This window comes from Phyllobacterium brassicacearum, from assembly GCF_003010955.1.
GTDB lineage: Bacteria > Pseudomonadota > Alphaproteobacteria > Rhizobiales > Rhizobiaceae > Phyllobacterium > Phyllobacterium brassicacearum.
In genome coordinates this window covers 1-24,909 of sequence record NZ_PGGO01000002.1, presented here as the reverse complement: position 1 = coordinate 24,909, position 24,909 = coordinate 1, and the positions used below count along the sequence as shown (strand labels likewise).

The following is a 24,909-nucleotide window of genomic DNA, read 5'->3' as shown; positions in this document are numbered from 1 at the left end:
AGGTGGCGCGGCCAGGTTCATGCGAAGGACCGCTTTACGGCCCTTCGCATGAATTGCTATGCTTGGACCGTCGATCTTGCCGGAACGATCGCGTTGACCGCCACGGCAACGGCAATATTTGCTGCAAGCGCGAGCAACCCGGTATAGACGGTGAAGGGTTCACCGCCGAGGCTGATCAGGTGCAGCGGTTTCCAGCCGGCATCCCAGACAAGGAATGTGCCGCCGAAGAAGCCCACAAACCAACCGGCAAGCAGACCGGGTGCGCGGAACCAGTTGGTGTAAAGGCCGAAGACCAGGGCGGGAAGCGTCTGCAGGATCCAGATGCCACCCAGCAGTTGCAGATCAAGCGCGAATTGCGTCGGCAGAAACAGGATGACGAGAAGGGCGCCGACCTTGACCACGAGCGATGTGATCTTGGCAACCTTGGCTTCGCCAGCGTCGCTGACGTCAGGATTGACATAGGCTTTCCAGAAGTTGCGTGTGAAGAGATTGGCCGCTCCGATGCTCATCACTGCCGCCGGCACCAGGGCGCCGATAGCGATCGCTGCAAAGGCGAAGCCTGAGAACCAGCCCGAGAAAAGTGTCTTGAACAGCGCCGGGACCACGTCGTTTGCGCTGTCGAGCTGCAGGTTCGCGGCATGGCCCATATAGCCGAGCAGGGCGAGCAGGCCGAGCAGCAGCGTATAGGCAGGCAGCATGATCGCATTCTTGCGGATCGTCTTGCCACTATTTGACGCGAAGATACCCGTCAGCGTATGCGGATACATGAAGGCCGCAAGCGCCGAGCCGAGCGCCAGCGTCGCATAGGCGACATATTGACTGCTGTCGAGCAGGAGATCACCCTTTCCCTTGACCTGGAACGCGGCATCGGCGGAAGCGAAGACATTGGCATAGCCGCCGAGCTTCGAGGGTATGAGCGCGACGGCCGCGATCACGACGATATAAATCATGATGTCCTTGACGAAAGCGATCAGCGCCGGGGCGCGCAATCCCGCGGAATAGGTGTAGAGTGCCAGAACAATGAATGCGATGGCGAGCGGCAGTTCACCATGTAGCCCAAGCGCCTTCAGGACCGCTGTCATACCGACGAGTTGAAGGGCAATATAGGGCATGGTGGCGATGACGCCGGTTGCAGCCACGGCGAGTTCGAGGCCCCGCGATCCGTATTGGCCATGGACTACGTCGCCGGCCGTCACATAACCAAAATCGCTGGCGCGTTTCCACAGAACAGGCATGACCATGAAGACGAAGGGGTAGACGATGATGGTGTAGGGCAGGGCGAAGAAACCATAGGCGCCCACCGTGTAGACCAGCGCCGGAACGGCGATGACCGTATAGGCGGTGTAGAAGTCGCCGCCGACCAGAAACCAGGTGATCCAGGTTCCGAAGCTACGACCTCCGAGGCCCCATTCGTCGATATGGGCGAGCGTTTCTGGCTTGCGCCAACGGCTTGCGACAAAGCCCAGGACCGTGACCAGTACGAAGAAGAAGATAAAGACGGCGAGCGCCGTGCTGTTGATATCAGTCGTCATGGCGTGTGCTCCGATAGGCGATCCAGGTCAACGCAGCGGTGATCGGTACCCAGAGGAGCTGATACCAGTAGAAGAAGGGGAAGCCGAACAGGGCGGGCTCCCGGATATTGTAAAATGGCGGCCAGAGCAGGCCGATATAGGGAATGACAAGCAGCCAGAGCGCTGCTTTGCTGTAGGTTTTTTCCATGTCGGATACCTTTCTGGCGCCGCGTATGGCCGCCGTGTTCCAGTTTTCAAAAGTGGAAGGCGGGTGTGTCAGCCGGCGGCCACGACGAGTTTTGCTCGGGCCGTTGCAATTGGGTTTCCGACTATGCAGAAGCCGACGTATCCATATGAAATTCCTCCCAGCGGCCCGCCTTCGACGGAGCCGCGTGAATGTCCTATGGCGAAGGTTTCGACCCTTCAAGGTGGCGAGTGTGGTGAAATGTCCGGAGCTACCCAGAAGTGGGTAGACGCGATCTAGGCCTCTTTGACGCTGATCGCGCGATCGAGCGCATATCGGATCAGACCCGCCGTCGTGGCGATGCCAAGCTTCTTTTTAAGGTTTTTGCGATGCGTTTCGGCCGTGGCCGGCGTTATCCCGAGCGCCTGGGCAATCTCCCGATTACTCTTGCCCGCAACGATCAGGCTCAGGGTGTCACGCTCGCGCGGAGTCAGAGGATCGGCGTCATTTTCGCTCTCCCGCTCCATCAGCACATCGAAGATACCTGAGGAAAAATACTTTCCACCATCCGCTACTGTTTCGATCGCTGAAACGATCTCCTCGGTTGATACATCCTTGAGGATATAGCCGGCAGCGCCGCGCATCACTGACGAGGAGACGTATTCCCGGCTGTCATGCATGGACAGCATCACGACCCGTGCATCGGGAAGTTCCTTCCGGAAGAGTTCGATGGCGTCGATGCCATTCAGCTTCGGCATGTTGATATCCATCAGCACGACCTGGGGCCGGGTCTGTCGCCCGATGTCGAGGCCTGTCTGCGCGAGCCCGGCCGTTCCGGCGACTTCGATGTGCTCAAAGGTTTCGAGCACAGCTTTCAGCCCGTCCAGCACCAGCGGATGGTTGTCGATCAGGAGCACCTTGATTTTCGGATGTTCGATCATGCGGCTACGACCTGTTCATGGGTCCGCAAGTTCGCTGATTCCGGCATCATCGCCGTCAGCCCCGTACCCGCTGCCGTGCTGTCGATCAGAAGCAGGCCGCGGAAATGCGCTATCCGCTCCTGCATGTTGCGCAGACCGAGGCCGCGCCCGACCGATTCTCCCGCCCTGCCGTCGCCGAAGCCGGTTCCGTTGTCAGAAACCGTCATGCGAGCCCGACCGTCCTCGCTCCAGAGTCTGACGGTAAGTCGGCTCGCGCCGGAATGCCGTTCTACATTGTTGAACGCTTCCTGTGCGACGCGATAGAGCGCAGTGCTCGCCTCGGGCCTGAGCCGGTCGACGAAATCCGAAGCGTCGATTTCCGTGGTCATTCCGGTGCGTTCCTGGAAATTGTAGCAAAGGGCCTCAAGTGCAGCGGTCAGACCCATATCGTCGAGCACGCGCGGGCGAAGATCGTGGGAGAGCCGCCTGATTTCCTTGATGGCTCCGTTCAGCGCCTCCACGCCCCGGTCAATGGTGATTGCTGCGTCGTTGACGTCGGTCCTGACCTTCCGTCCGGCGAGATCCATGGCGTAGCGGACGCCAACCAGGTTCTGCGAAATGCCGTCATGCAGTTCGCGGGCGAGCCGCGCGCGTTCCTCCTCCTGCGTATCGATCACCCGCTGCGTCAGTTCTTTCAGCTTGCCATCGGCCATGCGCCGCTCGTGGAAAGTCAGGAGCATGCAGGTCGTAAAGACGACCAGCACAGCGGGCACGGCGATCAGCGCCACGATGACGAAAGTCCTTTTGATGTTGGCGCGCATGCTGGCATTGGCGGCGGCAGTCTGTGCGAAGACGTCATCGAGGTAGACGCCGGTTCCGACGATCCAATTCCACTTGTCGAGGCTGACGACGAAAGACAGTTTGTCGGCGTTCTGCCCACTCGACGGCTTCTGCCATTTGTACTGATGCAGGCCGCCGCCCGCTTTGGCCGTGGTGATCAGCTCGGCGATCACCTTGTCACCGTCGGCGTCGGTCAGGTCCAGCCAGTTGCGGCCGTGCCGGAAGCTCTGGCGCGGATGAACGACGTTGTTTCCCTCAAAATCATAGGCAAAAAAATATCCGTCCTTGCCATAATCGAGCGAGGTCAGGATTGCCGCTACCTTGTCCTTGGCGCCCTGGTCGTCCGCGCCGGCATCGCGGTAGGTGGCCTGGATCGCCGACAGGGCGAGGTGGGTGAGATTGAGAATCTCCGTCTCCTTGGCCTTCAGCATGTTCTGCTCGAATGTCGCGATATTGTCCTGCGTGAGGCTTGCCGATTGCCAGGTGATAAAGGCAGTGATCGCGAGGATTGCAATGACGAGCGGAATGATCGCAAGCGCAATGATCTGGTGGCGTAGCGTCAAGCGAGGACCCTCCCATGGTTCCCGGGCAGTATCGTGTGCGTCCCTGTTTTCTGACGGATCGCTGATCGAACAACCAATAAGGCGTCAAGGATGGCTCGTGGTCAAGTAAGAGGCCGATAGTGAAAAACCCGACCAGCTACAGAACCAATGAAAAATGCATGACTCTGGCCGACAGAAAACCCGGTTGAAAACACGGTCGCGATCAGCACGCGCTATTCCGCATTCTGGGTATGAATAAATTCCGGTACCGGGATGGTTGTGAAAACTACGTATTGAATCTTTGTGGATTCTTTGTGCCCGCTATCATAAGGACGGTTCGGAAATACTCGTCAGCCAGAAACGGAAAAATCCTCGTCGTCTGACGCCACGCGAATGCGCCCGTCTGATGGGCTTCGAAAAGCCCGGCGAAAGGGAGTTCATTATCGACGTCTCTGATACGCAGGCCTATCGCCAGTTTGGCAATGTGGTAGTGGTGCCCGTGGTGGAGGCTGTGGCGCGGCACATGGAGCCGTTTATCAAAGGGGCTGTCCAAACGGACAAATCAACGCGCAGGAAGATGAGGGCTGTTGCCTGATATTGTAGATCCGCAGACACGCAGCCGGATGATGTCCGGTATCCGGGGGACGAATACGAAACCCGAGTTGCTACTGCGCAAGGGTTTACATGCACGCGGCGTCGATTTCATGCGGTGTCAAAAGGCAGCAGGCAAAGCCGTTCGTTTTCCTCGCACTTCCCGTCTGCCGTCGAAGCGTTTCGAAGGCGCATCCGTGATGCTGCAGGCCCGATATGCTGCATTGGGTTTCGTTGCGGCTACGGTGGACCAATTCTTCGCTGCGGCGGCGGCTCTCTGAGGTTGTAGAAGAGGTTCGGTAGTTTGCCCGCAGAGTAAGGTAGAAACACACCGAGCCTCCGCGCCGAACCCAAGATCCGACAATCAACTGTCGCCATGCACACAATTTGAGTCAAATCACACTTGGGAACGGCGCAGGCATCGTCGCATTGGAAATGAAAAAAGAGGCTCGGCGGTGGCTCGCTTGGGGAAATCCGCTCGCGCCGAGCCTATGCCGTTAACGGATGATCGGCACATCAGAAATGTGCAATGAATTCCCAGAGAGTTACAATAAATCGTGATGTCGGTAATTGGAGTGAGGACGACGTAGCATCTGTCCGGTCTGGAGAGTTAGTGGATACGCAGCCTCTCAGCATCCTGTTGATCTCAAATCACGCTACTTCGCGACAACAGGCGGAACTTCAAAATTCTGTCTGTTGCTCGCAATCGTTGAGACTGTTCCCCAAAGTCCGATTGTCAGCGTCGCCACCAAGGCGAGCAGGATCATAAAATCTCGGAAGTGCAGCGGTTCGATATCGTGATTTCGCATCATATCGGTCCCCTTTCTTTTTTTCCACATGGTGCGCGAGTCGCCGAATCCCGGCAATAAATCGCCTGCTCAATAGAAATGATTAGGGGCGGAAGACATATCCCGGCTTCTGATATGAAGTAAAAAAGATGGTGAGCGTCACGCCCCTCCGTTAATCCAGGAGTCCTGAACAATCAGATGGGTTGGCTGGTTAGGGTTTCTGCTGAACTGGTCTCAGCGTGCCAGGGAAACTTTGTTCGGAGGCAATTTGTTCCGGGCAAAAAAGTGGGCCCAGATTGTCACGGTTTTGGTCGTGAAAACGCTGAGCCCTGTCGAGATGCATTTCGGAACTTGTCCAACGCTGTCTCGGCAACTCTTAAACGTGTTGCATTGAGGTTGGTTCCAAAAAGTGAGGCCTGGCGCCGCCCATTCGGGCCCGCCCCTTTGCCGGGGTGGTGCAGGTCCACGATTTACCCAAGGTTGAAAAAGTGACTTGGTCCGCCAAGGAGTAGCGGACCAGGTCTGAGAAGCTGATGACGAAATACCAGCCTGGTTTTTTGACGCCGGTCGTAGCCTGAAATCCCGGCGACAAAAGCCCAAAACCCTCCTGCCGGATGCACGATACAGCGGCAGAACGGGGCTGATTGTTGGATCAGCCGGGTCACGTTAACTTTCAATCCTTTAACAAGTCCCTAACTATAAACCGGTCCGCGGTCACACGTTGGCCGATGCTGTACGGCTACCTGCGACCGTCACCGTTGGCATCTTCAATATTTCCATGCGGATCTGTCACCTCAGAATCTCATTGCAAAAGATCTGCCTTGCCTGCGTCGAGATCGAGCTGCTTGCAGAAGGCCTCATCGTGCGGAACCAACAATGCATTACGTCTGGCGTTCACAATGTCAGGTTGTTGAAACCCGGCAGTAAGTGGATCGCCATACTTCTTCAGGTCTTCGATTCCAGCAATTACGTTCTGGTCAACCTTCCAGTCCTTTAGGTACGTCAGCGCCTTGCTTCCGTTGAAACGGCTCAGGTTGCAAGTTGGCTTACCTTCGTTTTGAAAGGCTGCAACTGCAGAGATGCGCCCGATTACGCCGTATGTTCTCAGCTTTTTCGTCATGGCGTCGGCCATGCGACGACCGGAGCTTGTGTCCACAGCGAGCAATTGGCTGCCGCTCAACAGGACGATGGCGATTGTCATTGCGATAGTTCGGTTCATACGGGGCCTCGCTTGATTGCAGGAGCAGAGGCGTTTGAAACGCCTCTGCCTCATATCGAAGGGCAATTTTCTCTTACTGGGTGGTCACCTCCGATCTGGTCGGAAGGTCCGCCGCTGATTGCTGTTTTCTGCAGACTCTGACGAATGCGACAATAACAAATAGCATTATTAAGGTTGCGTGCGCTGCGTCATAGAGCATTCTCCGGTGCATTGAATATATCACCTAAGGAAGACGTTAATGTAGCTTTGACAAAATTACAATTGTGCTTGGCAAAAAAGATAAAATACTTACATTATCATACAAATACTTACATTACCATACTGTTGTATTACAAAAACCCCTCGCTTTGCCATGCAGAACAAAACGAGGGGCCCTTGTACGTCGCCTCTTGAGCCTACTGCCTCCAGGCGGAGAGAAGGCGACGGACCTCGCCGCTACGGAGCTTCCTGAAACAGGCAATGCCAAGCATCAGGGCATAAACGATCAGAAGACACGTTGATGGAAGCACATACTTCGCCAGATTGTCGGCTACGCCGAAGACCTCATTCTGAACAAAGAGATTCGCCGCGGTATGCAGCAGTGTCGCCAATATGATCGACCAGATGAGTTGCCCTGGACTTTTCAGATTTCGATAGATCACAACTGATATGACGATGTGAAACAGCACGGATTCTCCTCCGACAACGCCAAGGTACGGAAGTGCGTCAATCGTGGCTGATCCCGCACTGAACTCGGTGTAGAGTTTGATGAACAATTCCAGCCAGCCAAAGGTCGCGCCCAAAATCGCACGTTGGGCAATGCCCCCGGTTCCGGCGATGACGAGGAGATAGAGCAACACTCCCCGTGGCAATTCCTCGCTGAACGCATAAGCCAGGATCGCCCATGTTGTGAATTGCGGAAAGATGTCGCCAAGGACGACGCCTGCGAGCGCCACGAAAAGCATCATGTGCGCGCCATATTGCAGGGCGGTTAGGTTGCCACGGAGTTTCCAGAAAGGGATGGCAGCAATACAGAGCAGAGCTACCGCGTAAAGTGTTACTGCCATCCCGATCATGCATTTCTCCTGCTATTTGTGGTCACCACCGCTGCGGCCGGAACCACCCGGGCCACGATCATCGCCGCGACGTCCTGTGCGATCATTCGGATCGTCCTGTTGACGATCAGCCCAATCACCTAACGCCTTTCCGGCCGCTTTGGCACCAGCTTTTCCGGGTCCGGAAGGTGCCAGATCGCCTAGCGCATCCAATCCAGCTGCAAGGCCTTTCACAGCGTCCTTCCTGCTAACGTTAAAGCTGGATTGATCAGGCGGGTTTGGTCCGCCTTTGGAAAAACCGCGTGGTGCGCTGTCTTTTCCAGAAGAAGACTTATCAGACGATTTGCCCCCCGACGATTTGCCGCCGGAGCTTTTCCCGGCGTTTTCAGCATCGGGTGCGTCAGCCAATGCCGGCGCTGTACCAACAGTGAGTATCAAAATCAGAAGCAGTGCTTTCTTCACAATACTTCATTCTTTCAGTTCGGTTGTCGGCAGCAGGCTCGACGTCATGATTAACACAATAAAATTTCTCAATAAACACAAAAAGTTAAACTATATTGCGATTTTTGATTTATAATTAGCTCGATTGTGAGTAATAATCAGTACATAAATGATAATATGTATACAAATGACTGCAAACAGCGACACATGAGCATTGGTTGATGGGAAGTAAACAATGGGTGATATGATTGTTAGTATACGAATTGACAGAACGACAGGAAAGAAACTGAAGGAATTGGCGATGGCTGAGGATAGGTCATTGAATTACTACGTCAAACGCCTCATCAGGGAGCACCTGGAAGAGACATCAAAAGCGCGTGTGGCTGTTTTACATGCAAACCGAAACATATAACCTAACGCTATTCGCAACCTTCAGGCCTTTGCGTGCTTTGTTAACGACATAACACGGAGCAATTGTTGTCGGCGGGCGGCAGGCAGCCTGACAGGACGGTATCGCGCCGGGCCGCTCCAGCTGGACAAGACCATTCGTGCCTCGCGCTCCAATCAAAACCGCCGGCTGATCGCCGCGATTGCCGGAACTGATCGTCCGCCGGCAAAGCCGTTCAGACACCTGCCGAGTGGACACCACGATTGATCCGGAGTCGGCGAAATGCGATGACTGGAGTTGCGAGTTTTGCCGGGTGCGTTCCCGTCATGCTGTTGATCAAGTGGGATATTTGCGCCTGGCACGACTAATTGCGTCAATCAGAATGACGGTTTCGCAATAATGGACCTCCGCAATTCTGATGGATTTCGCGACTGCACAGGCTCGTTAACATGCCGTTAACAACATTAAGGAGAGCGCCAATGAAAAACTTTGCAGAGTTCCAGGTCACCGGTCGCGTTGGCAAGATCAAGCCGTTCGAGGGTGCCATTCGTGTAACGGTCGCGGCCAATTATCGCCGACAGGACGATCAGGGCAACTGGGCGGATGATCCCCACTGGAACGAAGTGGTGATCTTTCGCAAGAGCACGCGAAACTATGTCGCGGAGCACGTGCAGGTGGGCGATCTCGTGTTTGTCCGCGGCCGACTGCGCCAGGATAGCTTCACCGATAGCGGCGGCGAACAGCACTATATGACAAATCTGATCGTGAGCGACTTCGGCCTTCTCGCCAAGAAGCAACCTGCCGAAGGCGAAGAGGCCTGACCGGTCGGGTGCGGCCGCTCAAGCGCGGCTGAGTAATTATTTGCCAGGTGCCGGCACGCCGCTTGAGTTCCGGCAGGAAACATTGTCTACCGCATTGTCAGGTGGCCAATACTGCATCTGACCGTTCAGGAGTTTTTCATGTCCCGAAATTCATATTATGCCCCGCAGGGAGGTCATCCCTCGCAAAACGACCTTCTGACAGGTCGTGCTGTATTCACCGAGGCATATGCCGTCATTCCCAAAGGCGTCATGCAGGACATAGTCACCAGTCCACTGCCCTTGTGGAACAAGACCCGATGCTGGGTGCTTGCAAGACCGCTTTCTGGCTTCGCCGAAACCTTCTCGCAATACATCATGGAAGTTGCGCCCGGAGGGGGGAGCAAGCGTCCGGAACCGGATCGCGATGCCGAGGGCGTTCTTTTTATTGTCGAGGGCGAACTGCAGTTGACGCTTGCCGGCAAGACGCACGTGCTACGGCCCGGCGGCTATGCCTTCATCCCCCCGGCAACGGACTGGTCCGTTCTCAATGCCGCGAAGCAGAGCGTACGCTTTCACTGGATACGCAAAGCCTATGAGCCCGTCGAGGGCATCGATCTGCCGGAACCGCTCATCCTCGATGAAAACGACATCGAACCTTCAGCAATGCCAGGTACGGACGGCCGGTGGGCAACCACGCGTTTCGTTGATCCTGACGACATGCGGCACGACATGCATGTGACAATCGTTACGCTTCAACCCGGTGCCGTCATTCCATTCGCGGAGACGCACGTGATGGAACACGGCCTCTATGTGCTGGAAGGAAAGGCCGTCTATCGCCTCAATCAGGATTGGGTCGAGGTAGAGGCCGGCGATTTCATGTGGCTGCGCGCCTTCTGCCCACAGGCTTGCTATGCCGGCGGCGTTGGCCCCTTCCGCTATCTGCTCTACAAGGACGTCAACCGGCACATGAAACTCACACTCCAGCCCAGGCTGAGGTGACAGTAAGGAAAGCCCCAGGTCATGTTTTCACCCGGCTCGCCAGCTTGCCGATTTGTCAGAGAGCCAGGCCACCAACGCCAGCACCGGGGCAGTGGCAGAAACTTCGCTCAACGGTGTTCAACGTCCGCAAACTTTTCTTGCCGGCTCGCACCTCACAGCGTGTGGGGTTAAGATATAGCATGAAGATGCGTGCGCTCGACCATATCGTGCTCTGTGTCAACGATGTTGATGCCACCCGCCGCTTCTACGAGCGGATGCTGCACATGGAGCCGCAGGAAGAGCGGCCCGGCAAGTGGTCGCTGCATTTCGGCACCAACAAGATCAGTCTTCAGGATGCCGCGGCAGCTCCAGGTATCGCCCGCGACACCGTTCCAGGCAGTGGCAACTTCTGTTTGCTCACCGACACCCCGCTGGATGAAGTCATCCTGCACCTCAAACGTCAGGGTATAGAAGTTATCGACGGACCAGGCGAGCGGGCCGGAGCAATGGGCAAGATCCTTTCGGTCTACTTCAGGGATCCGGACGGCAACCTCGTTGAGGTAAGCAACCAGCTTTAGCAACTCATAAGCAGGCGAGTGCCGACGCTAAGGAGATGTAGGGCGTTGAGGCTGGTTCGCATTGCGTGAGGCAGAACGCAAGATCATCAAGGGTCAGTGGGCCATCTTGTTGGAGTTCGCACGAAACCAGGGGTGCGGAGTGAACCAAGTCCAATCTATGCCGGGCGGATCGCTGCGCATTAGTGCAGCGCAATGGAAAAGGAACCTACGGGAGTCTTCCGATGGAGTCGTCGGTTTTCTTAGCGATAGGGAAGAGAGTTAGTCAGAGCGCTGTTGTTCCGCTCGCCCGCCTCGGTCGGAGTTGGTGCCGGGGCTGACCACGATCACTTCACAGCAAAGGGCCGTGGAGTGATTCCATTGCTTCAATCAAAGCGTGATTGTTTGTCCTTTGCCAAGTCGCTGCGCACAGCGATAGGCCAGGTCCGCTGCCACCATATCTTCCATGGCGATTCCCATTGCTTTGTAAACCGTAATCTGTTCACTCGATTCCCTCCCAAGCTCCGGATGGAGCAGGACGTTGCCAAGTTCAGTGCCGCTTTCCGGCGGAAGCCCTGCAAGTTCGCAAGAACCTACCGGGGTCGGTTTGAAGGAATCTTTAGTCTCCACAAAGAGTGTTGCCTTGCGAATCAGCTCTTTTGGCATTTCTCCGCCGGGAGGTGCAACACCCACAGAAGAAACGTGAGTCCCGGGAAGAATCCAGCTTGGGTCGAGTACTGGTTCGTAGGAGTGAGTTGCAAGGCAGACCACATCTGATGTGCTGACAGCTTGCTCGATATTCTGCATAGGTCGAACGTTGGGGTGAAGCCGAGCCAATCTCTTGGCGTCTTCGAAATGCTTTGAAACAACACGTATCTCACTGAAATTACGGACCAATGGTAACAGATGCAGATGTTGGTTCGCCTGGACGCCTGCACCGACGACGGTAGCAATTTTTGCGTCCTTACGAGCCAGTTCACGGATCGATAGGACGGCAGAGCCAGACGTTCGCACAGCCGTTATATAGGTTCCATCCATGACACAAATTGGTAGACCCGATCGAGGATCGAACAGGCTTATAGTGGCCAGGTGGCTGGGTATGTCGTTGACGAGGTTGCCCTCGAAGACGTTGACAATCTTCACGGTCAAATTCATGCCTTCCATCCAAGCCGGCATCGAAAGTGAATAGCCCATCCGGGGAATATCAAGCTGCGGACGTTCCGGATTGATGACCTTGCCAAGCGAGAGTGCCTTAAAGCCGTGAGCCAAGACCTCCAGAAGTTCACCAAGTCGGATGCATTCAACAACGTCCGCCTCACTCAAAACTAAGATTTTTGTTTCTCCCTTCATAATTTCGGCTGAACTCTTACTGAGCGGACCAAGTGCTGGTTGGGACATTTTTGAACCTCCATCGTTTTCTTTTCGGGCGCGTGGTTCGCCATTAGAACCAGGCGATAAAACAGAATATTGCGACAAACGGCGTGGTTAAATACATTGATTTGCGATATATTGCGGGTTTATCGCGCAGAAAACACGGAAAATATGTGAGTCATGCAAATGGATAATCTTGATTCAATAGACCGCAGCCTCCTTCGGCTTCTTCAAGAGGATGGTCGCAGAACCACGCTTGATTTGGCCGAGCGTGTAGGGCTGTCGCCAACTGGCACCAGCCAACGGGTTAAACGGCTTTTCAAGGATCGGTTCATCACAGCGGTCAGAGCCGTCCTCGATCCGCAAAAGATTGGGCGGGGAACGCTTGTCTTCATAGAGGTCCGGCTTGATCACACGGCTCCTCATGTTTTCGATCGCTTTGCGAAAGCTGTAGCCAAAGCAACGGAAGTGCTGGAATGCCACATGGTGGTCGGCGGGTTCGACTATCTGGTTAAGGCGCGAATCCCGGATATGGCTGCTTACCAAAGTTTCCTGCAGGAAGTCATCCTGCCCTTACCCGGTGTAAGAGAGACCCATACCTACGCGTCAATTGGCAATGTTAAGCCTGACGCTCTTCTCCCGGTTTAGAGGGTTTCTCAGAAGCCATAGCGGATCCCGACTGGCGGAGCCGTTTTCCCTAAGCTCCCCGGATATCCGATGACCGGGTTCGACAAATGCTTTGGCAATACGAAGGCGGAGTTACCCGCATTCGACATTCTTGCGGTCAATCTTCCGGCTTCGAGAAAATCGTTGTTGAGGAGGGCGTTGGTTGCGCTGGCGGGATTTGAAGTCTTCCGCGACTACGTCGATGCCGGACTGTTTCCGGATGACCTTGACGCTTATGCCCGGGGCGAATTGCAACGGATGATTGAAGGTGCAAGGGGATGATCTTTTTGTTCTCAGGCATCGCCATGCGCATGCAGGACTATCGGGAGTGGTTTGCCCAAGGGTGCATCAAAAGAAATGGGCGCTCAACCCGTTGCCGGGGAGCGCCCATTCAATCCCGGAAAGTCCAAGCGTCATTACTGGCTGCCTGAATTCTCGTTTACGGGTAGATGCCAGAAATAGTGCATTGTCGCAGGGATTCAATGGCGGACTCTCCTGTGGAGCCGCGACAGCACCGTTTTCAATGAGCAGAGGAATAGAGATACGACCGATAAGCGGATTGCTCGCCGACTACGCATTGATCTCGATCAATGCGTAGAAAGGGTGAAAACGCGAGAATTCCGGTCTCGGCAATGGCCGTTGCAGAAAGGGAATTCACGATGAGCGATATGGTTTTGAGACAGAACGTTCTCGACGAACTCGAATTCGAGCCGAGTCTCAACGCTGCAAGTATCGGTGTGTCGGTTGAGAATGGCGTAGTGACGTTGACGGGCCATGTGCCGACCTACATAGAAAAAAACACCGCCGTAAACGTCGTCTGCCGGGTGAAGGGAGTTCGCGGCATCGCTCAAGATATGGAAGTGCGGCCGGCCGGCCGCCATCGCACAGCCGACGATGAAATCGCCAAGCGGGCATTGAAATTGCTCGATTGGAACACGGCCATTCCCGAAGGAGCCGTCCAGGTACAGGTTGAGGATGGCTCGGTCGTGCTCACCGGCACAGTTGAATGGAACTACCAGAAAATCGCTGCTATCGAAGCGGTCCGAGGGCTGGCAGGCGTATTCGACGTGACCAACAACATTCAGGTCAAACCGCATTTATCGTCATTTGACTTAAAAAAACGAATTGAGGATGCCTTGAAGAGAAATGCTCATGTCGGGGCATCGGACATCAGGGTGGCGGTCGACGATTCTGGCAAGGTAACGCTCGAAGGGCGCGTGAAGGTTTGGTCGGACCGCAACCTGGCGGCGCAGGCCGCTTGGTCCGCACCCGGTGTTCAAATGGTCGAGGACTTGCTCATCGTAGCCTAGTTTAGTGAGACATCAGCGGCAGCACGCGGGCGACGGCCTACTCCTGCCTTTCGCCTCTGGGAATTAGTTCTAGCGCATACCGAAGTGGTTTTGACCGTCAGCCTTCCGCAGTTGGTAAGTGGTTGCGTGTGTTGACCTCAATCAACTGACGTTAACGCCATTGATCAACGCGGAAGCGTTTGGCCAGCGTTGCTTTCACATCATCATTGAATGGGACGGCAGCGGAGGCCAGCAGTACGATGGCGAGCACTACCGTTGCGCCGAAGCCTGCGAGCCTGAATCCGACTGCCCCAATTATGCCTCCGGCAAAGAACAAGAAGACTAGCAATGCGTGAACCCCCAGTTTCGCGCGGTCCGCGCGCACAAGTGGTATTTCCAGATCGTTGCGCACTGTGTTCCAGTAGACCAGCTTTCCAAGTTCAATTCCCATATCTGTCGTCATACCCGTGACATGGGTTGTCCGAATTCGCGCGTTGGAAAGCTTGGTAATCACTGCGTTCTGCAGGCCCATGATAAAGCAAAGGAGCATCACGATTGCAGGGACAAAGAGCCATTCATGCCGGGACAAGTTGCTGCCCATGAGGCCAAAACAAAGCAAGAGAATGGCCTCGATCATCAGTGGAAAGGCATACTCGCTCTGGAGCGCTTGCCGCCGTCCCCAATTGAGACCCAGGATAGCCGAGACGGCTGCTCCTGCGACGAACGAGGCAAACGCTCCCAATCCGAAAAGGGCAAGTTTGACGTCGCCGAGTGCAAAACTGTCGGCCATCAACGAAACGATGCCCGACATATGCGAGGTATACTGCTTTACTGCCAGAAATCCTCCGGCATTCGCCGCGCCCGCGACGATAGTCATTATATAGGCCAAGTGGCGGTCGGCAGCGTCGCTTCTCACTCGCCCGGTCAGCCGTCGCAAATAGCTTCTCATGGTTTGGCCGCAGACTTCACGGGTTTATATTGGGGCTCACTCGCACATCGCCTGAAGGGCATTCCATTTTCTAATTTCTGCGCTTCGCAGAGTTGGGAGGGCAATGATTCCCGTATCCTTTAATTTGGAAAACACCCGGGACACGGTCTCGATTGTGAGGCCTAGATAATCGCCGATGTCCATTCGCGACATGGGCATCTCAATCTGTTCCAGGCCGCCCTGACGTTCCGCCAGATCGAGCAGGAACGCCGCCACGCGCTCGGCTGCAGTCTGACGGCCCAGAACGAGCAAATGTTCTTGCGCTCGTGTGAGGCTGCGCAATGTCAGTGAGAAGAGCTCCTGGGAGATGTCGCCGAGCTTCGAGCGCGGAAACACGCGCAGATTGGTGCCCGTTATCGCTTCGGCAAAGAAATGGTGGTTTGCATCGGCTTCAAGGCCAAAGATCTCGCCGGATAGATGGAACGCGCTGATTTGCCTCCGCCCATCGGCGAGTAGCCGATAGATACGGACGGCACCAAACTCGACCTGATAAATATTTACTGCCTTTTCGCCTTGGGCGTATATTTCGGAGCCAGGGGCGAAAAAATTTATTTGCTGTGGATGAGGACAGAACGGCAACGGAATGATCGGAGTCTCGCCTCCATCCGATCTGAGCTGAGCTGACATTTGAATTGTGGTGTAGGCTAGCATAACGATCTCCCCATTTGATTTGATGGGACATCAATTGCCTAATTCGTCGGGTCGCAAAATTCGGTTATGTACCTACGCGTTTCTACGTAGATTAAACCGTGCGGTTAGTTTCAGCCGCTCTTACGGCTCTTATGAGAGCGTTTCCCAAGACTGGTTTTCGGAGTACCTGCATGCCGAGTGATTCCGCTACAGGCCGAGAGCGATCTATCAGCAGCACTGTGGGCCTTTTGAATCGTTGAACAGTAGCCGTTGCCAAGGGGTCATCCAAAAGCGCGTCTTCGTCTATTACAATGCAAGCGCCCTCTGCGGCGCGAGGCGATGCAAGAGCAGCGGTCACATCCTCGAACGGCAGTACGATAAATCCTTCAACCTCGAGCGCAAACTCAAGCGACCGTCGCAACCCGCGGTCGGGGGCAACAACAAGAATTTGGCCTGAATTTGACAATGGGCATTCCCTCGAAATATGACCGAGTGATCGATCGCCGGAGATGGCCCAAACTAATTTAATCGCGTCTTTGAGGATGCGCATTGCGCTAAGTCAAATCGGCAGATTGACCGCGTGAGACTGTCAATCGAAGTCGAGCCTGACATTAAGTGCCATTCGCACGAGTTCCGGCAAGCTCTTGGCCTTCATTTTTGCCATGACATTGGCGCGATGAACCTCAACCGTGCGTGGACTAATGTTCAGATCGTAGGCTATCGTTTTATTGGCGAGACCCGCCACCACACCTGAAAGGACTTGCCTCTCGCGCTCGGTTAACTCCTCCAACCGTGCTTGGATGGTCAAAGTATCGTCCAAACCTTCGTGCGTATTAGTCAATTGTGCCGCTGCACGCTTGACCGCCGCGATCAAAAGCTCCTCGTCAAAAGGTTTTTCTATAAAGTCCAGCGCCCCGGCCTTCATCGCCTCCACCGCCATAGGCACGTCCCCGTGCCCTGTTAAGACAATTGACGGAATTTGAAGGTCCGCCGTCTTCAGGCTACGCAGCAATTCCACGCCACTCATGTCCGGCATGCGCAAGTCCGTGACCAGGCAACCATGGCGGATCGTCGGCGCAGCAGCAAGAAACCCCGTTGCTGACTCATGTACGCGAACGGTGAAGCCGGACATGGTCAGCAAAAACGCCAATGACTTTCTCACAGCTTCTTCATCGTCCACTATATGGACCGTGTAGTCATTAATCGCCATTTGGGTGTGCATCCTCGATTGCCGGAAGCGTGAAGCGGAATGTGGTGCCCCCGGTCTCGTTCTTCCTTGCCGTTATTTCGCCGCCATGGGACTCAACTATACGCTTGGATATCGACAGACCGACTCCCATGCCGCCGGGTTTCGTGGTCATGAAGGGCTTGAAGAGCTGCGCTGCAACCTCGTCGGGAATTCCGGTTCCGGTATCGGCAACCTCAACGACCACTCTTCCGTCCCCGTCCAAACTGGTTTGCACCAGCAACTCGCGCCTTTCACTGTCCCGCATCGCTTCCATGGCATTGCGCATCAGGTTGATCAAGACCTGTTGGATCTGCACACCGTCGGCCATGACCAACTTGGCTTCGGAACCGAACTCGAACACTGATCTGATGCCACGTTCACGCGAGCCCACGAGTGCCAGGGCACCAGCTTCCTCAACCAGCTTACGGATATCTTCCTCCGTTTTATCGGTTTCACCGCGTGTCACGAACTCCCTCAAATGCCTGATGATTTGGCCTGCACGCAATGCCTGCCGCGAAGTCTCTTCCAAGGCTTCACGCATTTTCGATGCGAGGGTATCATCCATGTCGCGCAGCAGGCGGGTGCATCCTTGAGCATAGTTGGCTATGGCTGATAGTGGCTGGTTGAGTTCGTGCGCCAGCGTCGAGGCCATCTCCCCGAGCTCGCTGAGCCGTGCCAGTCGCGCCAGTTCCCCCTGGATTTCCTGTAGCCGTGCCGCAGATTCTTCACGCTCGGTGAGGTCGCGGATGAACCCGGTGAAGAAGACTTTATCTCCTGTCTTTATTTCTCCGACTGCAAGTTTCATCGGAAAAGTTGAACCATCCTTGCGTTTGCCCACGACTACCCGATCGATGCCGATGATGCGTTTTTCGCCTGTTTTCAAATACCTGTTGATGTAACCGTCATGCTCGTGTTGATAGGGTTCAGGCATCAAGATGCTGACATTCCGGCCGGCAACCTCAGCCTCCGTGTAGCCGAATTGGCGGACAGCTGCAGCGTTGAATGATGTGATTGTTCCATCCATTTCAATGACGACCGTCGCGTCGAGCACAGTATCCAGAATCGATCGGAGATGCGCTTCCCGAGCGTCGAGGTCGCTCACCGTCTTATCGTTGACCCGTCTCGCGCGATGAAGCAGTCCACCCATCCATGCAATCACAAGGCCGATGGTAATGAGAACGCCAAACTCAACCACGTTTTCCGAGTGGTCGAATTGCATGCCGCCCAAATAAAGAGCTGATAGAAGTGAGAAACAGACGGCAGCGAGTCCAGGACCGATGCCGCCGGCAATTGAGGCGACCAGGATTGCAGGTACGAACAAACTGAAAACAGCCCTGTCCTGTAACAGGCCTTGCAGGGCAAACAGGATGAAGAAAGCGATCGCTACTGCTATAGCCGCGAGCATATATCCCCGGGTCCCTTCAAATCGTGGGGAAAGGGCGGCTTGCAGAAGCCGTCCCCTGAGGCCGGGTATGTCTCGTGCTGGCATGGTGCTATCGGGTTCCGGATTGAGTGCGGAGTCGTATCAAGAACACAGAGCAGAATAAATGCGGTCTTTTCAACAACAATCAGAGCCATCAGGCTAAGGCTAATGTGCGGCATACATTGCGGCGGCAGGAGGACTCCTGTTGGCCAAGATGACGTAACCCGCTGAAGCTCGTTTTCCTCGATCAGGAGGGGTCAGGGTCTCTCGACGAGGGTGATGCGGTAGCAGTGTATTGTTTCGCCACTTTTGATCGAGAGGTATTTTTCCTCAACGAAGTGCTCATCGCTCCAATGGAATGCGACTTCAGTTTTGCCGTTAGAGTATTCGATATACCATTGACCGTCCGGCTTGCGTTGCAGCTGTCCGTACGATGCAACGTTCTTCGCACGAAAGCGTCGGATTCGGCACAAGTGTGGATGGGTCCTCCACTCCGCTTGGTCGAGGCGCGAATCCCGGTCAAGCGGAATAAGGAGGTCATAGCCTTCATCAGGATCGCTGTAGGGATGGCCACGTTCTCGCGCGGGTACCAAGCTCACACGTCGGAATCTGCGAGTCAGTTGTGTTGTGTTCATGACAGCCTTCCATGTTGTTTTCCGAATTCCTACCATCGATGCGTTGTGTCACTTTGATCCAGCGCAAGGCTTGGGGCAGTTCAGAAACTGTGGCAGGCGGTTCACGGTTTAAAGCACCAAGAATAGGACAAAATTATTTGACCTAGCTCAAGGATGACTTCGGTTTGCCGTGAGATGTTGGAGTGCTATTGAAACCAGCCTGACTTTTAGAAAGGCCGACGACATGACATATAGCTGTGCCCCTACAGCCAAGCCCTTTATCAACTCAGTTGCAATGACGATCAACGGCCAAAAAATTGGCGCGGCAGCTGTGAGCAGACGGGCACATGCTCTCCAGGAAATGATCCGCGTCCAGATTGGGCTGTTGTCATTTTACCAGCACCGCCTCGAACAAGACATGCATTTGATCACCGAACTTGTAGCATCCGGAAAGTATCACAACGCGTTCGGTGTTTTAGATGATTTCTATCGCGACGCCGTGGCAGAGTACACGAATGAAGCGCACAGGCTCGCCTCGGAAGGCTGCAGAATAACCTCGGATGTTGTCAAACGAGCAATTTGCGATGTTGAAGCTTCTATCAGGGACTTGGCCGTCTGAGAATTTATGCGTCTCAGCAGGACATGAAACGACTGATACCGTCCTCGTTCAGTAGCGAACGAGTCATGCCGCCGAAAAGCATGCGCCGCACTTTGCTATGGCCATATGCCCCGTAAACTACAAGTTCGGCATCAATGAATCGTGCGAATTGCAGCAACGCCCTGCTTTCGTGTTTTTCTTGGATAATTTCCGACCGCGCATTTACTCCGTGTCGCAGTAAATATGTGGTGACATCATTGAGACTCTGCTTGATGCGGCCGTCTGTCTCGGCGATTACCGTTGCTACGACGACCTCTCTCATTTGACGAAGCAACGGAACAGCATTGAGGATAGCCCGCCGTGCTTCGCAAGTGTCCCTCCAAGCAACTAATGCAGTGTTCGCAAATATGCAACGAGCGCCTCGGGCTGCGATCAGGACGGAACGTCCCGCTTGCAGCACCAGGTCGCCAAGATGGACTGAACGATCCGCCTTCCCAAAACTTGCAGTTCCCGAGAGGGTCATGACGATCACGTCGGTCGTTCGTGAGGTTTCAACGAGGCACCGGGTCGGATTTTGAATTGCGTCCCGCCATTCATTGGAAACAGTAGATCCGGCGATCCTGCCAAACTCCTCGCGCAAACTTCGTAAACGCTGCTCAATTTCTTGCCTGTCCCTCCGCATGGATGCCCCTTCCACCAGATGGCCCTCAAGTGTGGGTGACGGGACAGGGGTGTCAGCGGCGGAGAACCCTATGAGGTGAGCATTGAACCGAGCCGCCAAATTGACCGAAAACTCAATAAGTGGAGTTGTCGGACCGTCTATGTTGAGGTTGGCCAGGATGGTTTTGTACGTCACGATACGACCTCGTAGGTGAACGTTCTGAAGTTCTCTGGCGCGTCAACCGCCGAAATGACGTAGGTCTCCATTTTCCCGGCGCTTCTCACACAAATATATTCTCCTTCCATGAACTGCTGATCACCCCAATGAAAGAAGTAGTCTACGTCCTGCTCATACTCGATGTACCAACGCCCGCTTGCCTTGCGTCGAAGGTGGCCGAACACGTCCTCGCCCACCGTTCGGAAACGGCGCACGGTGCACAAACGTTGATGATGCTCCCATTTTCGGAGATCGAGTCGCGCGCGCCCGTCGAGCGGCATCATCAGATCGTAGCCTTTCCGCGGATCGCCGGCCGGTCGGCCGATTTCCCTCGCCAGTGCCAAACGCACTCGGCGGAAACCAGAACACAGATGCGCTGTTTGCTGCATGGAGGCGCTCCTTTCGAGCAAGTGGTCTACAAGGGGAAAGTTGGTTCCACGTTGTCGCGAAGCAAAGAGGACTGCATATGGACACACCGATCAGTTTGGCTTGAAGCGAGCAACAATTCATTTCCTTAACCAGGCGGCACATCGTTCCCCTAAGCCATATGTATGTATCGCGGGTCGCGGTATGTCGCGGTGGGACACAGCCTCGGATCCTTTTTGCTGATCAGGTGTGCGTTTAGTTCACGGACTATTCTACGGGTCTTTCAATGTGCGTGATCCTGTAGGTGTGGATCGTCCCGCCGCTTTGAACAGAAATGTATTCACCCCAGAGGAAATGTTCTCCGCTCCAATGAAGGGCGAGTTCGTCGTCGCAGTCTCCGTTGGCATATTCGAAATACCATTGGCCCCCGGGCTTGCGGCGCACTCTGCCCAGTAGGTCCGAGCCCTTGGGTCGAAAGCGGCGAACTCGACACAGGTCCTGGTGATGCTTGTATTCGTCCTCGTCCAGTCGACCGCACTCATCAAGTGGAACCAAAAGATCGTAGCCTTCGTGCGGATTCCGTACCGGATGTCCTTTTTCCCGCGCGAGTTCCATACGTATGCGCCGGAATTTGGACGTGAGTTGCGCTGTTTCGCCCATGGAAGATTTCTCCTTTTCGAATGAAATCTACCAGCGTCATCTTTGATTGCTTTGATCCAGCGCAAGGAAGATAGCGATCTGCAGACGTAATGTGCCTCTCGGAGTTGGACCGGAGACTACGTCATGCCGTGCAAGAGCGTCTTCTGCATTATCGGGACAGATCGATGTGACCGTGACATCATGAACGCGATCAATATTTGCAACGAGCTCAATGCACATCTGAGCGTACTGATCGTTGGATTGACCCCCGTCCCGATGGGCGGATATGGGGCGATCCTTGCAGACGCCTGGACACTCGAGCGCGAGGCGGACGTTGCTGCTATCAAAGCCCGCGAGCAACGGATCCGATCACTAGCGATCGCCTGTGGCGTGTCGACAAACGTTGACATTTGTTACGTCGCGGAGCGCTGGGCTGATGAGATCATCGGTGAACGTGCCCGCTATTCGGATCTCACAATCGTCGGTCCCGACCTGTTGTGCCAACCCGACTTGAGAACCTCTGCCATCGAAGGGGTGCTGTTTCACTCGGGAAGCCCGATCTTGATCCTGCCGGCCGATGCGCATCCGACATTGCGGCCGCGAAAAGTATTGTTTGCCTGGGATGCGCGGATGGAAGCGATGCGAGCGGCCCGCGCTGCGATCGATGTGATGGCCGGAGCAGAGGAGGTTCACGTAACCGTCGTCGATACGGGCAACATAGCGGATAAAACCAATCCCGTCCTTCCTGCAAGTATCGCTGCCTTCCTCGCACGTCATGGTGCCAAGGTTGTGACAGATCGCCTGCCTGCTTGGGGGCGCGCCGCCACGGAAGTCATCAGGCAACACGCCGTCGACATTTCGGCCGATTTAATCGTGATGGGTGCGTACGGGCATTCGCGCCTGCGCGAGCGGGTCTTTGGTGGTGTGACAAGATCAATGATCGACGCCCCACCACTTCCCGTCTTCATGATGCACTGACACCTGGAGTCCGGTTGCTTCCATCCGTCATCGCATTTTCCCTTTGTCCCAGCGCAACGAACGAGTGCCCAACTAGCGGTAAATTCAACGAGCACCAATTTTCAGGATTTACTCGGAGAAGAAGATGAACCTAGAAACCCTATTGAGTCTCATCGATAGCAAACAGGTCGATCGTGATCGGAAGAAAACCGATGAACTCCGGTCAGACATCGATACGCTCAAGACGTTCATCAATAAGCTTGAAGTGCTGCTGAGCGATGCAGATAAACCAACGACCCTTGTTGATGATCTTCCCGACAGCACTTGGGAAGCGCATTTGATCGGAAGACGCGCGCGCTTTAGGGGCGCGACGGTCATCGGTCGCGACTTGCTCGAAAACGAGAATTTGAAGGAGAGGGCAGTTCGAAGCGGTCTGTTTGAGTCCGACGGCCCGATCCTGATTGTTCCGCGCGGTTGCAAGCCGCCGCTCCAACCGAATTGCATCCTTTTGGCATGGGATTCAAGTGTGGAGTGCACCCGCGCGGCCCATGAAGTGCTAGATCTAATGATTGCTGCGGAAGAAGTGCACGTTACACTTGTAGACGCTGATAACGGGCCCACTCGAAGTGTCCGAGACGCCGGAGACCATATCGTTGCCTACCTCACGGGCCATGGGATTACGGCCGTGCTGGATCGGTTGCCAAGCCAGGGAAAGTCAATTGCGAGTGTACTCAAACATCACGCGAGAGACATTTCCGCCGATCTGATAGTCATTGGTAACCACTGTCATTCTCATATGTTTGAACGTGTTTCGGGAGGCGTAACAGAATCGATGATTAATGCGCCTAGCATACCTGTTCTGATGGCACACTAGCACCACGTGAACACATTGCTGAACGTCTCGCAGCTACGACCAACCCTGTAAGGGCCGACTGATGGGAGCCCACTTGGCAAAAACGGTCGTCCGAGATCGTGTTCGAGAATTATTTCTTTGCTTCGGGCCCGCGAACCTGGTGGCATACTTAAGGGACTAACATGGCTAATTGATCGGCGGATCGCCCTGGCTCTGGGAGGAGAACATGGGAACACTGCAGAACTGTTTACACGCTGACCATATTCAATCTGCGCTTTCCGGCAGCGCCGCAGCGCAGTCAGCGCTGATTGCGTCATGGCGGCGATCGATGCGCCTCTACGGTTTGAATCCCGAGGAAGGTACCTCGCCAAACGTTCTGACAGATCGTGAACTGCAAGAGGCACGCGAGCGCCTTGGTTCCCTGATCCACACCGCTCAGACCAGCCTTGATCGCCTCTATTCAGCCGTTGGCGGTGCCGGATGCTGTGTCCTTCTGGCCGACAAGGATGGCGTTCCAGTCGACCGCCGCGGCTCTGCGTCCGACGATGAAGTCTTCTACAGGATGGGTCTTTGGACCGGAGCGGTATGGAGTGAGGAAAGCGAAGGGACCAATGGCATCGGAACAGCGCTTGCCGAGCAGCGGGCACTGACCATTCACCGCGATCAGCATTTCCTCAGCAGGAATACAGCGCTATCCTGCACCGTCGCTCCGATCTTTGATCATCGTGGTCGCTTGATGGCCGCAATCGACGTTTCGTCTGCCCGTTGGGACCTGACGGAGGATTTCGTCAAACTGATTGCGGTTGCCGTCGTTGACGCCGCACGGCGGGTCGAAGCCGAGAATTTCCGTCTGGCCTTCCCCAAGGCGCGTATTGTGTTGGCGCAGGGAGTCGGAGATCCAATAAGCGACCGGACCATGCATGCGCTGATCGCCGTCGACGAGGATGATCTTGTCATCGGGGCTTCGCGTGCGGCGCGTCGCCTGCTGGGATTGAATGACGAGGCCATGAGCAAGCCTCTTCCTGCGGCAAATCTGTTGGGCCAGCACGCGGACGCGGAACGGGAACTCGCAGCCGCTGAGCGCAGTGTGATACAGCGCGTTCTTGCAAGCGCTGGCGGCAATATTTCGCTCGCTGCCGCAATGATGGGTATCGGCCGCGCAACCCTGCATCGGAAACTGAAAAAGCTGGGTATCCACTGACGCTCAGCGTCGCCAGCTGAATCACTTCATCGATTGTCTCAAATCTGAGACACTTTCAATTTCTTGTTCGGCTGCACCAGATGACAGCGGCAGCCCTTGCTGAAATGTTCCCTCAGATGCCGCGGGAGGCGGTGTTTCATAGCGCAGGCGGTTCTCGCATGAGCGGGCACCTGCGCCAGGGAGGAGAAGATCGATGAACAAGGTAGAATTCAACCGCACAGTCAAACCCAATTTCAAGAAGCGTTACGGTAATTTCATCAACGGACAGTTCGTTGAGCCGAAATCCGGACGCTACTTCGACAACACGTCGCCGGTAAACGGTCAGGTGCTTTGCGAAATCGCCAGATCCGATGCAACCGATGTCGAGGCTGCACTGGATGCAGCACATGCCGCCAAGGAAGCCTGGGGTCGCACAAGCC

At 55.1% G+C, this 24,909-nt stretch carries 28 protein-coding genes and 1 pseudogene; 14 read left to right on the top strand and 15 right to left on the bottom strand.

Going from position 1 to position 24,909, the window contains the following annotated elements:
* Positions 1-56: 56 nt before the first annotated feature.
* The 4 genes from mctP to mctS all read right to left on the bottom strand — a co-directional run bounded on the left by mctP (position 57) and on the right by mctS (position 4,018).
* Positions 57-1,532 carry a monocarboxylate uptake permease MctP gene (gene mctP, locus CU102_RS02880; RefSeq protein ID WP_106709483.1) on the bottom strand — a complete coding sequence of 492 codons (1,476 nt, stop codon included), beginning with the start codon at positions 1,530-1,532 and terminating at the stop codon, positions 57-59.
* A complete protein-coding gene (locus tag CU102_RS02875) occupies positions 1,522-1,719 on the bottom strand; it encodes a DUF3311 domain-containing protein (protein WP_106709482.1) in 198 nt (65 codons plus the stop codon). The genes mctP and CU102_RS02875 overlap by 11 nt, the downstream gene beginning before the upstream one ends.
* A 272-nt stretch (positions 1,720-1,991) precedes the next feature.
* Positions 1,992-2,636 carry a two-component system response regulator MctR gene (gene mctR, locus CU102_RS02870; RefSeq protein ID WP_106709481.1) on the bottom strand — a complete coding sequence of 215 codons (645 nt, stop codon included), beginning with the start codon at positions 2,634-2,636 and terminating at the stop codon, positions 1,992-1,994.
* Complete coding sequence (gene mctS / locus CU102_RS02865) at positions 2,633-4,018, bottom strand: two-component system sensor histidine kinase MctS (RefSeq protein WP_106709480.1); 1,386 nt, start codon at positions 4,016-4,018, stop codon at positions 2,633-2,635. Before mctS ends, mctR begins: the two co-directional genes overlap by 4 nt.
* Positions 4,019-4,298: 280 nt before the next feature.
* On the opposite strand from mctS, the gene CU102_RS02860 reads away from it, so the two are divergent.
* Together CU102_RS02860 and CU102_RS31060 are read left to right on the top strand one after the other, a co-directional pair.
* Entirely contained in the window at positions 4,299-4,592 is a 294-nt protein-coding gene (locus tag CU102_RS02860; RefSeq protein ID WP_280951866.1) for a DNA cytosine methyltransferase, read from the top strand.
* Positions 4,585-4,869, top strand: coding sequence for a PDDEXK family nuclease (locus CU102_RS31060; protein ID WP_106709479.1), 285 nt, complete (start codon positions 4,585-4,587; stop codon positions 4,867-4,869). Before CU102_RS02860 ends, CU102_RS31060 begins: the two co-directional genes overlap by 8 nt.
* A 1,309-nt stretch (positions 4,870-6,178) precedes the next feature.
* On the opposite strand, the gene CU102_RS02845 is transcribed toward CU102_RS31060, so the two are convergent.
* The 3 genes from CU102_RS02845 to CU102_RS29355 all read right to left on the bottom strand — a co-directional run bounded on the left by CU102_RS02845 (position 6,179) and on the right by CU102_RS29355 (position 7,863).
* Positions 6,179-6,577, bottom strand: coding sequence for a hypothetical protein (locus CU102_RS02845; RefSeq protein ID WP_146146462.1), 399 nt, complete (start codon positions 6,575-6,577; stop codon positions 6,179-6,181).
* A 413-nt stretch (positions 6,578-6,990) separates the two neighbouring features.
* Positions 6,991-7,650: a hypothetical protein gene (locus tag CU102_RS02840; RefSeq protein ID WP_133624471.1), complete on the bottom strand. Its 660-nt coding sequence runs from the start codon at positions 7,648-7,650 to the stop codon at positions 6,991-6,993.
* A 12-nt stretch (positions 7,651-7,662) separates the two neighbouring features.
* Positions 7,663-7,863, bottom strand: coding sequence for a hypothetical protein (locus tag CU102_RS29355; protein WP_133624473.1), 201 nt, complete (start codon positions 7,861-7,863; stop codon positions 7,663-7,665).
* 55 nt (positions 7,864-7,918) lie between these two features.
* Here CU102_RS29355 and CU102_RS29350 point away from each other — a divergent pair, with 55 nt between their 5' ends.
* From CU102_RS29350 to CU102_RS02820, 4 genes are all read left to right on the top strand, one after another.
* Positions 7,919-8,206 (top strand): hypothetical protein, encoded by a 288-nt coding sequence (locus CU102_RS29350; RefSeq protein WP_133624475.1) that lies wholly within the window; start codon positions 7,919-7,921, stop codon positions 8,204-8,206.
* Positions 8,207-8,937: 731 nt separating this feature from the next.
* Positions 8,938-9,279: a single-stranded DNA-binding protein gene (locus CU102_RS02830; protein WP_106709474.1), complete on the top strand. Its 342-nt coding sequence runs from the start codon at positions 8,938-8,940 to the stop codon at positions 9,277-9,279.
* 138 nt (positions 9,280-9,417) lie between these two features.
* The gene (locus CU102_RS02825) at positions 9,418-10,257 is read left to right on the top strand and encodes a bifunctional allantoicase/(S)-ureidoglycine aminohydrolase (protein WP_106709473.1); all 840 of its coding nucleotides are present in this window, start codon (positions 9,418-9,420) and stop codon (positions 10,255-10,257) included.
* Positions 10,258-10,436: 179 nt separating this feature from the next.
* Complete coding sequence (locus CU102_RS02820) at positions 10,437-10,814, top strand: VOC family protein (protein WP_106709472.1); 378 nt, start codon at positions 10,437-10,439, stop codon at positions 10,812-10,814.
* A 366-nt stretch (positions 10,815-11,180) separates the two neighbouring features.
* On the opposite strand, the gene CU102_RS02815 is transcribed toward CU102_RS02820, so the two are convergent.
* A complete protein-coding gene (locus tag CU102_RS02815; RefSeq protein ID WP_208113808.1) occupies positions 11,181-12,188 on the bottom strand; it encodes an ornithine cyclodeaminase family protein in 1,008 nt (335 codons plus the stop codon).
* Positions 12,189-12,347: 159 nt separating this feature from the next.
* On the opposite strand from CU102_RS02815, the gene CU102_RS02810 reads away from it, so the two are divergent.
* The 3 genes from CU102_RS02810 (at position 12,348) to CU102_RS02800 (ending at position 14,137) form a co-directional block, all read left to right on the top strand.
* Positions 12,348-12,809, top strand: coding sequence for an Lrp/AsnC family transcriptional regulator (locus tag CU102_RS02810; protein WP_106709921.1), 462 nt, complete (start codon positions 12,348-12,350; stop codon positions 12,807-12,809).
* A gap of 69 nt (positions 12,810-12,878) precedes the next feature.
* Positions 12,879-13,109, top strand: coding sequence for a hypothetical protein (locus tag CU102_RS02805; RefSeq protein ID WP_106709470.1), 231 nt, complete (start codon positions 12,879-12,881; stop codon positions 13,107-13,109).
* Between the two features lie 377 nt (positions 13,110-13,486).
* Complete coding sequence (locus CU102_RS02800; RefSeq protein ID WP_106709920.1) at positions 13,487-14,137, top strand: BON domain-containing protein; 651 nt, start codon at positions 13,487-13,489, stop codon at positions 14,135-14,137.
* A 193-nt stretch (positions 14,138-14,330) separates the two neighbouring features.
* Here CU102_RS02800 and CU102_RS02795 read toward each other — a convergent pair.
* The 4 genes and pseudogenes from CU102_RS02795 to CU102_RS02775 all read right to left on the bottom strand — a co-directional run.
* Positions 14,331-15,065 (bottom strand): annotated as a pseudogene (locus tag CU102_RS02795) (YoaK family protein); the annotation flags it as partial.
* 36 nt (positions 15,066-15,101) lie between these two features.
* Entirely contained in the window at positions 15,102-15,755 is a 654-nt protein-coding gene (locus CU102_RS02790) for a helix-turn-helix domain-containing protein (RefSeq protein WP_106709468.1), read from the bottom strand.
* 568 nt (positions 15,756-16,323) lie between these two features.
* Positions 16,324-16,938 (bottom strand): response regulator FixJ, encoded by a 615-nt coding sequence (fixJ, locus tag CU102_RS02780; protein WP_166648368.1) that lies wholly within the window; start codon positions 16,936-16,938, stop codon positions 16,324-16,326.
* Positions 16,934-18,451 carry a PAS domain-containing sensor histidine kinase gene (locus CU102_RS02775; protein WP_106709466.1) on the bottom strand — a complete coding sequence of 506 codons (1,518 nt, stop codon included), beginning with the start codon at positions 18,449-18,451 and terminating at the stop codon, positions 16,934-16,936. Before CU102_RS02775 ends, fixJ begins: the two co-directional genes overlap by 5 nt.
* Positions 18,452-19,294: 843 nt before the next feature.
* Between CU102_RS02775 and CU102_RS02765 the strand changes: the two genes are divergently transcribed.
* The gene (locus tag CU102_RS02765) at positions 19,295-19,618 is read left to right on the top strand and encodes a hypothetical protein (protein ID WP_106709464.1); all 324 of its coding nucleotides are present in this window, start codon (positions 19,295-19,297) and stop codon (positions 19,616-19,618) included.
* A gap of 13 nt (positions 19,619-19,631) precedes the next feature.
* On the opposite strand, the gene CU102_RS02760 is transcribed toward CU102_RS02765, so the two are convergent.
* The 3 genes from CU102_RS02760 to CU102_RS02750 form a co-directional block, all read right to left on the bottom strand.
* Complete coding sequence (locus CU102_RS02760; protein ID WP_106709463.1) at positions 19,632-20,453, bottom strand: universal stress protein; 822 nt, start codon at positions 20,451-20,453, stop codon at positions 19,632-19,634.
* A complete protein-coding gene (locus tag CU102_RS02755; protein ID WP_106709462.1) occupies positions 20,450-20,863 on the bottom strand; it encodes a hypothetical protein in 414 nt (137 codons plus the stop codon). Before CU102_RS02755 ends, CU102_RS02760 begins: the two co-directional genes overlap by 4 nt.
* A 244-nt stretch (positions 20,864-21,107) precedes the next feature.
* Positions 21,108-21,500, bottom strand: a complete 393-nt coding sequence (locus CU102_RS02750; RefSeq protein WP_106709461.1) for a hypothetical protein — start codon at positions 21,498-21,500, stop codon at positions 21,108-21,110.
* A 123-nt stretch (positions 21,501-21,623) separates the two neighbouring features.
* On the opposite strand from CU102_RS02750, the gene CU102_RS02745 reads away from it, so the two are divergent.
* From CU102_RS02745 to CU102_RS02730, 4 genes are all read left to right on the top strand, one after another.
* Positions 21,624-22,457: a universal stress protein gene (locus CU102_RS02745; protein WP_106709460.1), complete on the top strand. Its 834-nt coding sequence runs from the start codon at positions 21,624-21,626 to the stop codon at positions 22,455-22,457.
* A 124-nt stretch (positions 22,458-22,581) separates the two neighbouring features.
* Complete coding sequence (locus CU102_RS02740) at positions 22,582-23,310, top strand: universal stress protein (RefSeq protein ID WP_106709459.1); 729 nt, start codon at positions 22,582-22,584, stop codon at positions 23,308-23,310.
* Positions 23,311-23,515: 205 nt separating this feature from the next.
* The gene (locus CU102_RS02735; RefSeq protein WP_106709458.1) at positions 23,516-24,490 is read left to right on the top strand and encodes a GAF domain-containing protein; all 975 of its coding nucleotides are present in this window, start codon (positions 23,516-23,518) and stop codon (positions 24,488-24,490) included.
* A 193-nt stretch (positions 24,491-24,683) separates the two neighbouring features.
* The coding region (locus CU102_RS02730) for an aldehyde dehydrogenase family protein (RefSeq protein ID WP_146146461.1) at positions 24,684-24,909 on the top strand (226 nt) is incomplete at its 3' end.

Bases quoted from the DNA above. Each gene is read 5' to 3' on its own strand.
- CU102_RS02815 (WP_208113808.1), bottom strand. From the start codon at position 12,188: ATGTCCCAACCAGCACTTGGTCCGCTCAGTAAGAGTTCAGCCGAAATT.
- CU102_RS02740 (WP_106709459.1), top strand. From the start codon at position 22,582: ATGAACCTAGAAACCCTATTGAGTCTCATCGATAGCAAACAGGTCGAT.
- CU102_RS02775 (WP_106709466.1), bottom strand. From the start codon at position 18,451: ATGCCAGCACGAGACATACCCGGCCTCAGGGGACGGCTTCTGCAAGCC.
- mctP (WP_106709483.1), bottom strand. From the start codon at position 1,532: ATGACGACTGATATCAACAGCACGGCGCTCGCCGTCTTTATCTTCTTC.
- CU102_RS02805 (WP_106709470.1), top strand. From the start codon at position 12,879: ATGACCGGGTTCGACAAATGCTTTGGCAATACGAAGGCGGAGTTACCC.
- CU102_RS02735 (WP_106709458.1), top strand. From the start codon at position 23,516: ATGGGAACACTGCAGAACTGTTTACACGCTGACCATATTCAATCTGCG.
- mctR (WP_106709481.1), bottom strand. From the start codon at position 2,636: ATGATCGAACATCCGAAAATCAAGGTGCTCCTGATCGACAACCATCCG.
- CU102_RS02755 (WP_106709462.1), bottom strand. From the start codon at position 20,863: ATGCAGCAAACAGCGCATCTGTGTTCTGGTTTCCGCCGAGTGCGTTTG.
- CU102_RS02790 (WP_106709468.1), bottom strand. From the start codon at position 15,755: ATGCTAGCCTACACCACAATTCAAATGTCAGCTCAGCTCAGATCGGAT.
- CU102_RS02765 (WP_106709464.1), top strand. From the start codon at position 19,295: ATGACGATCAACGGCCAAAAAATTGGCGCGGCAGCTGTGAGCAGACGG.
- CU102_RS02840 (WP_133624471.1), bottom strand. From the start codon at position 7,650: ATGATCGGGATGGCAGTAACACTTTACGCGGTAGCTCTGCTCTGTATT.
- CU102_RS02750 (WP_106709461.1), bottom strand. From the start codon at position 21,500: ATGGGCGAAACAGCGCAACTCACGTCCAAATTCCGGCGCATACGTATG.
- CU102_RS02810 (WP_106709921.1), top strand. From the start codon at position 12,348: ATGGATAATCTTGATTCAATAGACCGCAGCCTCCTTCGGCTTCTTCAA.
- CU102_RS02745 (WP_106709460.1), top strand. From the start codon at position 21,624: ATGCCGTGCAAGAGCGTCTTCTGCATTATCGGGACAGATCGATGTGAC.
- CU102_RS02825 (WP_106709473.1), top strand. From the start codon at position 9,418: ATGTCCCGAAATTCATATTATGCCCCGCAGGGAGGTCATCCCTCGCAA.
- CU102_RS02800 (WP_106709920.1), top strand. From the start codon at position 13,487: ATGAGCGATATGGTTTTGAGACAGAACGTTCTCGACGAACTCGAATTC.
- CU102_RS02820 (WP_106709472.1), top strand. From the start codon at position 10,437: ATGAAGATGCGTGCGCTCGACCATATCGTGCTCTGTGTCAACGATGTT.
- CU102_RS02845 (WP_146146462.1), bottom strand. From the start codon at position 6,577: ATGACAATCGCCATCGTCCTGTTGAGCGGCAGCCAATTGCTCGCTGTG.
- CU102_RS02830 (WP_106709474.1), top strand. From the start codon at position 8,938: ATGAAAAACTTTGCAGAGTTCCAGGTCACCGGTCGCGTTGGCAAGATC.
- CU102_RS02875 (WP_106709482.1), bottom strand. From the start codon at position 1,719: ATGGAAAAAACCTACAGCAAAGCAGCGCTCTGGCTGCTTGTCATTCCC.